Source organism: Dietzia sp. DQ11-44 (assembly GCF_014145205.1).
Lineage (GTDB): Bacteria > Actinomycetota > Actinomycetes > Mycobacteriales > Mycobacteriaceae > Dietzia > Dietzia natronolimnaea.
Genome location: NZ_JAALEC010000500.1, coordinates 1 through 11,283 on the forward strand (window position 1 = coordinate 1; position 11,283 = coordinate 11,283).

General features: G+C 70.3%; 10 protein-coding genes. 7 read left to right on the forward strand and 3 right to left on the reverse strand.

From position 1 onward, the window contains the following. Position 1: 1 nt before the first annotated feature. The 3 genes from G6018_RS12505 to ramB form a co-directional block, all read right to left on the reverse strand. Positions 2-865 (reverse strand): DUF559 domain-containing protein, encoded by an 864-nt coding sequence (locus tag G6018_RS12505; protein ID WP_187701089.1) that lies wholly within the window; start codon positions 863-865, stop codon positions 2-4. A 284-nt stretch (positions 866-1,149) separates the two neighbouring features. Continuing rightward, positions 1,150-1,728 carry a carboxymuconolactone decarboxylase family protein gene (locus tag G6018_RS12510; protein ID WP_182609728.1) on the reverse strand — a complete coding sequence of 193 codons (579 nt, stop codon included), beginning with the start codon at positions 1,726-1,728 and terminating at the stop codon, positions 1,150-1,152. Between the two features lie 5 nt (positions 1,729-1,733). Then, positions 1,734-3,188, reverse strand: a complete 1,455-nt coding sequence (ramB, locus tag G6018_RS12515; protein ID WP_182639768.1) for an acetate metabolism transcriptional regulator RamB — start codon at positions 3,186-3,188, stop codon at positions 1,734-1,736. Positions 3,189-3,381: 193 nt separating this feature from the next. Between ramB and aceA the strand changes: the two genes are divergently transcribed. The 7 genes from aceA to G6018_RS12550 form a co-directional block, all read left to right on the forward strand. Beyond that, the gene (gene aceA, locus G6018_RS12520; RefSeq protein WP_182609726.1) at positions 3,382-4,671 is read left to right on the forward strand and encodes an isocitrate lyase; all 1,290 of its coding nucleotides are present in this window, start codon (positions 3,382-3,384) and stop codon (positions 4,669-4,671) included. A 163-nt stretch (positions 4,672-4,834) separates the two neighbouring features. Then, positions 4,835-5,755 (forward strand): 3-hydroxybutyryl-CoA dehydrogenase, encoded by a 921-nt coding sequence (locus tag G6018_RS12525; protein ID WP_182639769.1) that lies wholly within the window; start codon positions 4,835-4,837, stop codon positions 5,753-5,755. Between the two features lie 5 nt (positions 5,756-5,760). Beyond that, on the forward strand, positions 5,761-8,061 hold the full coding sequence (gene metE, locus G6018_RS12530) for a 5-methyltetrahydropteroyltriglutamate--homocysteine S-methyltransferase (RefSeq protein WP_182639770.1): 2,301 nt from the start codon (positions 5,761-5,763) through the stop codon (positions 8,059-8,061). Between the two features lie 77 nt (positions 8,062-8,138). Further along, the gene (locus G6018_RS12535; protein ID WP_179523424.1) at positions 8,139-8,447 is read left to right on the forward strand and encodes a hypothetical protein; all 309 of its coding nucleotides are present in this window, start codon (positions 8,139-8,141) and stop codon (positions 8,445-8,447) included. Next, positions 8,444-9,745, forward strand: coding sequence for a DUF445 family protein (locus G6018_RS12540; RefSeq protein ID WP_241731179.1), 1,302 nt, complete (start codon positions 8,444-8,446; stop codon positions 9,743-9,745). Before G6018_RS12535 ends, G6018_RS12540 begins: the two co-directional genes overlap by 4 nt. Before the next feature lie 159 nt (positions 9,746-9,904). Beyond that, positions 9,905-10,426: a helix-turn-helix transcriptional regulator gene (locus G6018_RS12545; RefSeq protein ID WP_187700505.1), complete on the forward strand. Its 522-nt coding sequence runs from the start codon at positions 9,905-9,907 to the stop codon at positions 10,424-10,426. A 79-nt stretch (positions 10,427-10,505) separates the two neighbouring features. Then, positions 10,506-11,283: hypothetical protein (locus G6018_RS12550; protein ID WP_182639771.1), on the forward strand; the 778-nt coding region annotated here is incomplete at its 3' end.

An 11,283-nucleotide genomic window follows, 5' to 3' on the forward strand; every position in this document is an offset into this window, starting at 1 on the left:
GTCAGGCGGCGAATCGGCAGGTGCGCTGGGCGTACGCCGCACGAACCTGCTGTAGCAAGTCGCCTCGTTGGTGGCGGAAGATCCTGTGGTCCACGACGATCACGATCCAGCCGGCGGCCTGGAGACGGTTCCTGCGGTACCGGTCCTTCGATTGCTGTTCCGGGTGCTCGTGGTGCGCGCCGTCGTACTCCACCGCGATCTTGTGAATGGGATCAGCGAGATCGAGGCGGTATCCGCCCACCTCGACCTGCGGCACGAACCCCGTGAAGCCAGCGTCTCGGAGGAACAACCTCGCTTCGGTCTCCTTGGGGGACTCACTGCGACGATCGGCGTCCGCGAGCACCCGTCGTGCTCGTGCGACGCCCCAGGCGCCGACCTGGCCGTCGACCACGTCGCGGAGCTCGCGCTCGGAGAACCCGTGCCGGTAGAAGTGCTCCACCGCGATGACTCCACCGAGGTGGTCGGTGAACCGGGCCAAGTCGAAGGCCGTCCATCGCCGACTCGTGACGGCGACGCCCCGCTTGTGCTCCACGGCCGAGGCGGGCAACCGGTATCGACGAATCCGCAGGCCCGAACGCGTTCTTCCGCTGGGGCCGACGCACAACTCCGGGATGGCGTCGTCAGGGGCGGCGATCCCGTGGAGGACCGCCGCCGACCATCCGGTGAGGACGCCGCTCGGGTACAGCCGCGAGTAGGCCACTGACAAGGTCTCGAAGCCGAGCGGAAGACCAGCCGGCAGCCAGAGTTCGTCCGCGATCTTGACGAACTCGCGCTCTCGTCGTCGACGGGGGAGGGCGGCGAGCTCGCTGCTGAGCCGGGCGGACGAGAGGACGGGGTGCTGTGGGCCCGGGTGGTGGCGCGTCATGCCGAGGATGATCCTCGGCGGGAACGAGGGGGTCCGGTGTTCACGCGGGGATTCCGGCCGCCCTGTGGAGGGGGGACGATTGTGGACGACCGGAGCGCACGGAGGACCCGGTGGGCTCCCGGAGGAGCCGATGGGCTGGTCGTCCGAACATGGGGACGACAGGTGCGCGGCGGGAATGGACCAGAGGGGGCGCGCACGTGGCGGATGGGCGAGCAGAGGGGGCGCGGAACTCGGAAGGGGGCGAGCAAAGGGGACGCGCAACCCGGAGGGGCTGGGCAGGTGGGTCAGCGGGGGCGGTCGGGCTGGATGCGCAGGGCCCGGAGGGACGTGGCCAGGCCGTCGTACTGCGCCACCAACTGCACCAGACCCACCAGCTCGGCCTCGGTCAGGTGGGCCGCCACCTCCGCCCACGTGTCGTCCGCGATGTCCTTGGTCCGCACCAGCTCGTCGACCGCGGTCAACACCGCGCGCAGCCGGTCCGACCAGCCGGCGTCCGCGGGGTCGTGCAGGGTGCGGGTGATCTCGTCGTCGTCGAGCCCCACCCGCGCGCCGATCCGCTCGTGGTGGGCCCGCTCGTAGGCGCTGTCCCGCAGGTGGGCCACGCGCAGGATCACCAGCTCGGTGGTCCGGCGGTCGAGGACCCCGAACGGCATCATCATCCCGGAATAGGCCAACCACGCGGGGAAGAGCCGGCGGGCACGTCCGAGCGTGGCGAACAGATGGACGTCGCGGCTGCCGGTCACGCGGGCGCCCACGCGGTTGACGGCCCAGCCCACCGGTCCGAGTTCACGGAACCCGCCGGGACGGATGCGGGGCCGGGCCGGGTCCCGGGGATGGCTGTCGGTGCTGTGCGGCTGGCTCATGGCCGTCAGGGTAGGGCAGGGGAGGCGGCCGGCGAGTGGGGTTCGTCGAGCAGATAGGGCGAGAGCGACGAGCGGTGCGCGTCCACCTTGAGGGTGCGGTTCAGCGGCGGGAAGGCACGTTGGGGACAGGCGGGCCGCTCGCACATGCGACACCCGGACCCGATCTTGGTGGCGGCGTCGGCGTCGGCGAGGTCGAGTCCCTGCGCGTAGACGGTGCGGTGGGCGTGCCGGGCCTCGCAGCCCAGACCGATCGCGAACGTCTTGCGGGGTTGCCCGAATCGCATGGGCCGGGTGGTGACGGTGCGCGAGACCCACAGGTGCAGACGCCCGTCCGGCAGCTCCGCGACCTGGCGCATGATCTTGCCCGGGAAGGAGAAGGTCTCGTAGACGTTCCACAGCGGGCAGGTGCCACCCGAGGTGGTGAAGTGGACACCGGAGGCCGACTGCCGCTTGGACATGTTCCCCGCGCGGTCGACGCGCACGAAGCTGAAGGGCACCCCGGAGGCTCCCGGGCGCTGGAGGGTGGAGAGGCGGTGGCACACGGTCTCGTAGCCCGTCGCGTAGAAGGTCATCAGGCGTTCCACGTCGTAGCGGAAGTCCTCGGCGGTGTCGAGGAAGCGCTGGTAGGGCATGAGCACGGCCGCGGCGAAGTAGTTGGCCAGCCCGCGCTGGGCCAGGGCGCCGGCGGCGGGGGAGCTGAAGGTGCCGTCGGCCACGAGCTGGTCGAGCAGCTCGCGGTGTTCGAGGAACGCGAGCTCGGACGCCACCCGGAAGGCCTGCTGTCCTCCGGTCAGGTGCGCCGACAGGTCCAACCGGCGGTCCCGGGCGGAGAAGCGGTGCCACAACCCGTCGGGCAGGTCCACGCGGCGCACCACCCGGACGCCGTGGATCTCGGCGAGCCGGTTCTCGAGCTCGGCCCGGACGTCGCCGCGGTTCATGCGGATCCGGGTGGTGAGTTCCTCGGCCGCGGTGTCCAGGGAGTCGATGTAGTTCTGGCGTTGGTAGAAGTAGTCGCGCACCTCCTCGTGCGGCATGGCCAGGGCGAAGTTGTCCGCCTCGTCGGACAGGGCGTTGCGGCTCTCGGTGAGGGCCGCGAGGAGGTCCGCGGAGTTGCGGTACCGCTGGTTCAATACCGCGAAGGCGCGTGCCAGCGACGGGTGGGCACGGACCAGGTCGATCACGTCGCCCGCGGGGATCCCGGTGGACACCTGGGGGTCGGACAGGGCCTCGGTGAGCTCCGCGATCAACCGCGTGTCGGCGTCGGAGGCGAAGAAGGTCGAGTCGACCCCGTACTCCTCGGACAGTCGGGCCAGCACCCGGGAGGTGACCGGGCGCGTGTCCTTCTCGAGCTGGTTCAGGTAGCTGGCCGAGAGCCCGAGCGTCTCGGCGAAGGCGGCCTGGGTGAGACCGTGCTCCTCGCGCAGGCGGCGCAGGCGAGCACCCATGTGGATGGTGGTCATCAGCGGCTCCCGCGGGTCGGTGGTGTGCCCCACATTCTTCGCAAAGTTCGCAAGCAATGCAAGGAAACTCGCCAGATTCGCACAATTCCCAGGTAGACGGGCTGCGATGCGTGTGGCATCCTTTCCAGGTACAGGACGCCGCGCTCGCAATTGTGCGAAGCAGGGTCCGCCCCCGAGACAGAAAAGAGTCGCGATGTCGAACGTCGGCAAGGCACGTACCGCTGCAGAGATCCAGCAGGACTGGGACACCAACCCCCGCTGGAAGGGCATCACCCGCAACTACACCGCCGAGCAGGTGGCGGAGCTGCAGGGCACCGTCGTCGAGGAGCACACCCTCGCCCGCCGTGGCGCGGAGATCCTCTGGGACAAGGTCAACAACAAGGACTTCGTCAACTCCCTCGGCGCGCTGACCGGCAACCAGGCCGTCCAGCAGATCCGTGCCGGCCTCGAGGCCGTGTACCTCTCCGGCTGGCAGGTCGCCGGCGACGCCAACCTCTCGGGCCACACCTACCCGGACCAGTCGCTGTACCCGGCCAACTCGGTCCCGACCGTCGTGCGCCGCATCAACAACGCGCTGCTGCGCGCCGACGAGATCGCCCGCATCGAGGGTGACACCTCGGTGGAGAACTGGCTCGCCCCGATCGTCGCGGACGCCGAGGCCGGCTTCGGTGGCGCCCTCAACGCCTACGAGCTGCAGAAGGCCATGATCGCGGCCGGCGCCGCCGGTGTGCACTGGGAGGACCAGCTCGCGTCGGAGAAGAAGTGCGGCCACCTCGGTGGCAAGGTGCTCATCCCGACCAACCAGCACATCCGCACGCTGACCTCGGCCCGTCTCGCGGCCGACGTCGCGAACGTCCCGTCGGTCATCATCGCGCGCACCGACGCCGAGGCCGCCACGCTCATCACCTCCGATGTCGACGAGCGTGACCGCCCGTTCATCACCGGTGAGCGCACCGCCGAGGGCTTCTACAACGTCAAGAACGGCATCGAGCCCTGCATCGAGCGCGCCAAGGCCTACGCCCCGTACTCCGACCTCATCTGGATGGAGACCGGCACCCCGGACCTCGAGTACGCCAAGCAGTTCGCCGAGGCCGTCAAGTCCGAGTTCCCGGACCAGCTCCTGGCCTACAACTGCTCGCCCTCCTTCAACTGGAAGGCGAACCTGGACGACGACACGATCGCCAAGTTCCAGAAGGAGCTCGGCGCGATGGGCTTCAAGTTCCAGTTCATCACCCTGGCCGGCTTCCACTCGCTCAACTACGGCATGTTCGACCTGGCCTACGGCTACGCCCGTAACCAGATGAGCGCGTTCGTCGAGCTGCAGGAGCGCGAGTTCAAGGCCGCCGAGGAGCGTGGCTTCACCGCCGTCAAGCACCAGCGCGAGGTCGGCGCCGGCTACTTCGACCGCATCGCCACCACGGTCGACCCCAACACGTCCACCGCGGCGCTGAAGGGCTCCACCGAGGAGGGTCAGTTCCACTGACCCCCCGGGTCGCCCTCGAGTAGGGCGGCCAGCACGCTGGCACCACCACACACCGGGGGCCGCGGCCGTCTCCTCGAGGCGGCCCCGGCCCCCGGTCGTGTCTCACGCACTCCCGGGCCGATGCCCGGGCCGACCATCCGGTTCGAAGAAGGACGTGTCGCACATGCCCACCACCCGCGAGGTAGCCCCGGGACAGGGGTCGATCACCCGCGTGGGAGTGGTCGGTGCCGGCCAGATGGGGGCGGGGATCGCCGAGGTCTGCGCCCGCGCCCACGTCGACGTCCTGGTGTGGGAGTCCACCCGGGAGCTCGCCGCCGCGGGCCGCTCCCGCATCCTCTCCTCTCTCGACAGGGGGGTCTCCTCCGGGAAGATCACCCGGCGCGAGCGCGACCAGGCAGCCCTGCGGCTGCGGTTCACCACCGACCTCGGGGACTTCGCCGATCGCCAGTTGGTGATCGAGGCGATCGTCGAGGACGAGGCGGCCAAGACGGCCGTGTTCCGTGAACTCGACGAGGTGGTCACCGATCCGGAGGCGGTCCTTGCCTCGAACACCTCCTCCATCCCGATCATGAAGCTCGGCACGGGTACCGCGCGGCCCCGGCGCGTGATCGGCATGCACTTCTTCAACCCCGTCCCCGTGCTCCCGCTGGTCGAGCTGGTGAGCACGCTGGAGACGGGGGAGTCCGTCCGTGATCGCGCCGAGGGGTTCGCGGAACAGGTCCTGGGCAAGCAGGTGGTGCACTCCGCGGACCGGTCCGGAGCCGTGGTCAACGCGCTCCTCGTGCCCTTCCTGCTCTCGGCGATCAGGATGGCGGAGAGCGGCTTCGCCACCCCGGAGGACATCGACAAGGCCATGGTGCTGGGGTGCGCCCACCCGATGGGCCCGCTCTCCCTGGCCGACCTCGTAGGTCTGGACACGGTCAAGGCGATCGCCGACTCGATGTACACCGAGTTCCGCGAGCCGCTGTACGCCCCGCCACCCCTGTTGCTGCGCATGGTCGAGGCCGGACGGCTGGGGAAGAAGAGTGGCCACGGTTTCTACCGCTACGACGTCCCCCGCGCCGCGACCCGAGCCGCCCGCTGACCGCCGTGGCCACCGAGCTCGAACGCTCGCACCTCGCCCTGAGCCGTGCGTCCAGCGTGCTGGGCTACCCGCGGATCGGCCCGCGCCGCGAGCTCAAACGCGCGCTCGAACGGTACTGGCACGGTGACGGCACCCGGTCCGAACTCCTGGCCGTGGGGCGCCGGATCCGGGAGTCGACCTGGCGGGAGCTCCGCGACACCGGGCTCACACAGATCCCGGGACACACCTTTTCCTTCTACGACCACGTCCTGGACGACGCCCTGCTGATCGGCGCCGTCCCGCACCGCTTCCGGGACCTGGTCCGTGACCTGTCCCCGCTGGACACGCAGTTCGCGCTCGCCCGCGGCCGTGCGGACGTGGCACCCCTGGAACTTGTCGCCCTGCAGGGCACCCCGTACCACTACCGCCAGCCCGAGTTCGAGGACTCCTCCGTGTTTGGCCTGCGTCCGGAGGAGCTGCTGGCGGAGGTCGCCCGCGCCCACGAGCTGGGGGTCGACCTCCGGCCCGTGATCACCGGACCGGTGTCGCTGCTGCTGCTGAGCAAGCCCGCACCCACCGCCGACCCCGGCTTCCGGCCCCTCGCGCTGCTCGACCGGGTGCTCGAACAGTACGAGGCGTTGCTCGAGGCGCTGGCGGGGGCGGGCGTGACCTGTGTGCAGTTCGACGAGCCCTGTATGACCATGGAGCGCACGCCGGCCGAGGTCGAGCGGGTCCGATGTGCCTACGACCGGCTGTCCGCGGCCCCCACCCGTCCGCGGATCCTGGTGACGGGGCAGTACGGGGACCTTGCCGGGGCGCTGCCCGCGCTCGCGTCCACGGGGGTCGAGGCGATCGGTCTCGATCTGGTGCACGGCTACCGGCCCGCGGACGAACTCGCGGCGATCCCGGGGCTGGCCGACAAACGGCTCTACGCCGGGGTGGTCGACGGCCAGAACGTCTGGCGCACGGACAAGTTCGAGGTCCTGGACTACTTGAAACAGCTCAAGGCCACCTTCACCGATCTGGTGGTCTCGACGTCCTGCACGCTGCTCCACGTGCCCTACGACGTCGGGGCCGAGGTGGACCTGCCCGCGGAACTCGAGGACGCGCTGGCCTTCGCGCGGCAGAAGGTCGCGGAGGTGGTGTCACTGGCCGACGCCCTGGTGGACGGGCCCACGCCGCGCTGGCGGCCGCTGCCGGTGCGGCCCAGTGCGCGCAGGGAGGACGTGCGGGCGAGGACGGCGTCGGTCGACGACGACGACAAGGTCCGCATGCCCTACGCGGAGCGGGCGCCCCTGCAGGCGGGGCGTCTGGGGCTGCCGATCCTCCCCACCGCGACCCTCGGTTCGTTCCCGCAGACGGTGCAGATCCGCCGGGCCCGCCGGGACCTGGCCGACGGCCGGATCGACTACGAGCGCTACCGCGGGTACCTGCGGGAGGAGATCGCCTCGGTGATCCGGCTGCAGGAGGACATCGGCCTGGACGTCCTCGTGCACGGCGAGGTCGAGCGCAACGACATGGTGCAGTACTTCGCGGAACTGCTCGACGGGTTCGCCGCGACCCGGTACGGGTGGGTGCAGTCCTACGGGTCCCGGTGCGTGCGCCCGCCCATCCTGTACGGGGACGTGGCCCGGCCCGCGCCCATGACGGTCGAGTGGACGGGGTACGCGCAGACCCTCACCGACCGGCCGGTCAAGGGGATGGTGACCGGGCCGGTGACGATGCTCGCCCGGTCCTTCTGTCGGACGGACCTCGCGCTGCCCGAGGTGGCCACCCAGCTGGCGCTGGTGATCCGCGACGAGGTGGCGGACCTGGAGGAGGCTGGGCTGGCGATCGTCCAGATCGACGAGCCGGCCATCCGCGAGCTGCTGCCGCGGCGGGGCGCGGACAGGCGGGCCTATCTCGAGTGGGCGGTGGCGACGTTCCGCCTGGCGTCGGCGGGTGCCCGGCCGGACACCCAGATCCACACGCACCTGAGCTACTCGTCGCTCCAGGTCATGAAGGAGGCGATCGAGGGGCTCGACGCGGACGTGACCGCGATCGTCGCGACCCGGTCGATCGACTGGGTCCTCGACGCCCTCACCGACCACACCCTCACGCGGCAGGTGGCCCCGGGTGTGTACGAGTCTCGATCCGGCTTCGTCCCGGACATCGATCTGCTGCACGAGAGGCTGCTCGAGGCCGTGGCGGCGGTGGGGGTGGACCGCCTCTGGGCGGTCCCGGACGGCGGGCTCAAGACCCGCTACACCTGGCAGTTGGAGCCGAGTCTGCGCAACCTGGTCACCGCGGCGCGACGAATCCGCCGGGCGGTTGCCCGCGGGACCTGAGGTTCCAATAGAATCGGGTCAAGCAACTCCCGGGCCGCCGCGTCCGGGATCGGTAGTAGACGAAAGAGGACGACATCATGGCCGGTCAGACCCTCGAGCACACTGGTGCTGCCATCGTCGAGGAGTACTACCCGAAGTACGCGACCGAGGTGGCGCCCACCTACCCGCTGTACTCGACCGAGATCTACGCCGGTTCGGCCATCATGCTGCTGGCGATGAGCATGCTGGGTCTGCCCATCACGGCGCTCGCCTTCTACACCGACGACATGGACGTCTCCCTCGGTCTGGTCGTGGCCGCGGTCGTGGCCACCGTCGTCGTCTTTGTCATCGGCCTCGCGGTGTGCATGATCGGGTTCCGCAAGTACGGGCGCAAGGACGCACATTGACGCTCGACCCGGTCGCCGCGGCGGGCGGTTCCGCCCTGGTCGCGGGTGACCCGGCGACCGACGCGGAGCGCAGGGCTGCGCTCCGCCGCATGAAGCTGGTCGCGACAGGGTTCCTGGTCGTGGCCGGGATCATCTTCCTCTTCGCGGAGTATTCGCTGTCCAACGGCGCCGGGGCGTGGGCCGGGTACGTGCGCGCGGCGTCCGAGGCGGGGATGATCGGTGGCCTCGCGGACTGGTTCGCGGTCACCGCGCTGTTCCGTCACCCGCTGAGGATCCCCATCCCCCACACGGCGCTGATCCGCAAGAAGAAGGACCAGCTGGGGACCTCGCTGGGCACCTTCGTCGGCGAGAACTTCCTCGATCCCGAGATGGTCAGCGAGAAGGTCCGCAGCGCCCGGATCCCCGCGCGGGCGGGCGAGTGGCTCCAGGAGGAGGACCACCGTGCGATCGCCTCCGACCAGGCGGCCAAGGCGATCCGGTCCGTCCTGGCGGTCCTGCGAGACGAGGACGCCACGGCGATCATCGAGCGGACCATCGTCGCCCGGATCGCGGAGCCGAAGTGGGGACCGCCCGCGGGCCGGATCCTGGCCGAGCTCCTCGAGGAGGGCCGCCACCTGCCTCTCCTCGACCTCATGGCCGACCGCACCCACGGGTGGGTCGAGGCCAACCCGGAGACCATCGACCGCTGGGTCCGCGAGAAGGCGCCCACCTGGGCGCCGCAGTTCGTCAACGAGCTGCTCTCCGACCGCGCCTACCGCGAGCTCCGCGAGTGGACCTGGCAGATCAAGGTGGACAAGCAGCACGCGGTCCGCCTTGCCCTGATCGGGTTCGTCGAGGACTTCGCCCGCGACCTCCAGCAGGACCCGGCCACGATGGACAAGCTCGAGATCTTCAAGGCGGAGGTGATGAACCGCGAGGAGGTCCGTCGGGCGGCGGCCTCCGCCTGGACGGCGGCCAAGCGGATGATCGTCGAGGCCACCGAGGACTCCTCCTCGACCCTCCGGGTGAAGATCGACGACCTCCTGCGCCGGCTGGCCGATCTTCTGGTCGACGACGAGAAGGTTCGGGCGCGCCTCGACGACTACATGACCCGCACCGCGACGTACGTGGCGGTGAATTATGCCGGCGAGGTGACCTCGATCATCGCCGATACCGTCGAGCGGTGGGACGCCGACGAGGCGTCCGACAAGATCGAGCTGCTCGCCGGAAAGGACCTGCAGTTCATCCGGATCAACGGCACGCTCGTCGGCGCCCTCGTCGGCGTGATCATCCATCAGTTCACCCTGCTCGTCTTCTGACCTGCTCATTCGACCTGCCCGTTCGTTGACGCGGCCCCTGAGGGGCCCGCCGCGAGCCTGTGACCCATCACACCGCTCCGACCGCTTGCTGCAGTTAGCACTCGTTGCTAGCGTTGTCCTCAGACGACGTGAGACGCACGGCGAGGGGAGGTGGACTCCATGGCCGAGAAACGTGGCCGGGAGACCGGCAGGAAGCCCGGGTCCACCGCCGCGCAGGCGGTCGAACCGACCGCCGCGACCCTCGCGCGGAGGGCCAAGCCGACCGGCGAGGTCCCCCGTCACGACGACGTCGCCCCACAGGGTGACGACGACAAGCGCATCTCCGAGTCGCAGGACATCGGGTCGTTCATCCGCGCACAGCGGGAGGCCGCCGAGGTGTCCATCCGGCAGCTCGCCGAGCGTGCCGGCGTCTCCAATCCGTATCTGAGTCAGATCGAGCGTGGGCTGCGCAAGCCGTCCGCTGAGGTGCTGGGTCAGATCGCACGAGGTCTGAGGTTGTCCGCCGAGGTGCTCTACGCCCGCGCCGGGATCCTCGAACTGAAGGAGGGCAGTCCGGTGAGGGACGCCATCCTCACCGCGCCCGACCTCACCGAGCGTCAGAGGGAGGTGCTCGTGGAGATCTACGAGTCGTTCCGAACGAACAACGCGACCGCCGCCGAACAGGTCGTCGACGTGCACTGAGCCCGTCCGACGGCGGCCCCGTGGGGCCACGTCACATCCCACCCCGCAACACCTGCATGACAACGATCAAGGAGCCGACATGAGCCAGAAGAAGCCCGTTTCCAAGAAGACCCCCGCCCAGGCCGCCGCCGCGCAGGCCGAGTCGCAGGCCAACCCCAAGGACACCGCGCCGAGCGGCCCGCTCGGTCAGGCGCTGTCCGCCGTGCGCACCCCGGTCTACGCCTACGTCGGCGTGAACGACCTCGCGGTCCAGGCCGTGTCCGGGCTGGTCTCGGACCTCCGTCGTCGCGCGGAGGAGGCCGTCACCGACGCCCAGACCAAGGTGAACGAGCGCGTGACCGACGTGCAGAACCGGGTGACCGAGCGCGTGGCGGACGTGCAGAACCGCGTCACCGAGGTCCCCGATCGCGTGCAGGCGCTGCCGGCCGAGGTGGAGGAGCTGGTCAACCGGTTCCGCCCCGAGGAGCTGCGGAAGGTCGCCGACGCCTACGTCGAGGTCGCGGCCGGGATCTACGGTGGGCTCGCCGCCCGTGGCGAGGACGTGGTGTCCCGCCTGCGTGAGGAGAACCCGCAGCTCGAGGCCGGCCTGGCCCGCGTCAACGAGCAGGTCGCCCGCGCCGCCGGCGCCATGGAGGAGCAGGTCGAGCTGGGCGAGGACGCGCTCGGCACGGTCGCCCGCCAGACCCGGTCGATCGGCGTGAAGGCCGCGGGCCGCGTGTCCAAGGCCGCCCGTCAGGCCGCCGAGGAGGCCGGTACCGCCGCCGACAAGGCCGCCGACAAGGTCGAGGACGCCGCGTACGCCGCCTCGGACGAGGTCCAGAGCGGTGCCGCGAAGGTCGAGGCCCAGGCGGCCCAGA

Coding starts and splice junctions, on each gene's coding strand:
- G6018_RS12505 (WP_187701089.1), bottom strand. CDS start 865: ATGACGCGCCACCACCCGGGCCCACAGCACCCCGTCCTCTCGTCCGCC.
- G6018_RS12510 (WP_182609728.1), bottom strand. CDS start 1,728: ATGAGCCAGCCGCACAGCACCGACAGCCATCCCCGGGACCCGGCCCGG.
- ramB (WP_182639768.1), bottom strand. CDS start 3,188: ATGACCACCATCCACATGGGTGCTCGCCTGCGCCGCCTGCGCGAGGAG.
- aceA (WP_182609726.1), top strand. CDS start 3,382: ATGTCGAACGTCGGCAAGGCACGTACCGCTGCAGAGATCCAGCAGGAC.
- G6018_RS12525 (WP_182639769.1), top strand. CDS start 4,835: ATGCCCACCACCCGCGAGGTAGCCCCGGGACAGGGGTCGATCACCCGC.
- G6018_RS12535 (WP_179523424.1), top strand. CDS start 8,139: ATGGCCGGTCAGACCCTCGAGCACACTGGTGCTGCCATCGTCGAGGAG.
- G6018_RS12545 (WP_187700505.1), top strand. CDS start 9,905: ATGGCCGAGAAACGTGGCCGGGAGACCGGCAGGAAGCCCGGGTCCACC.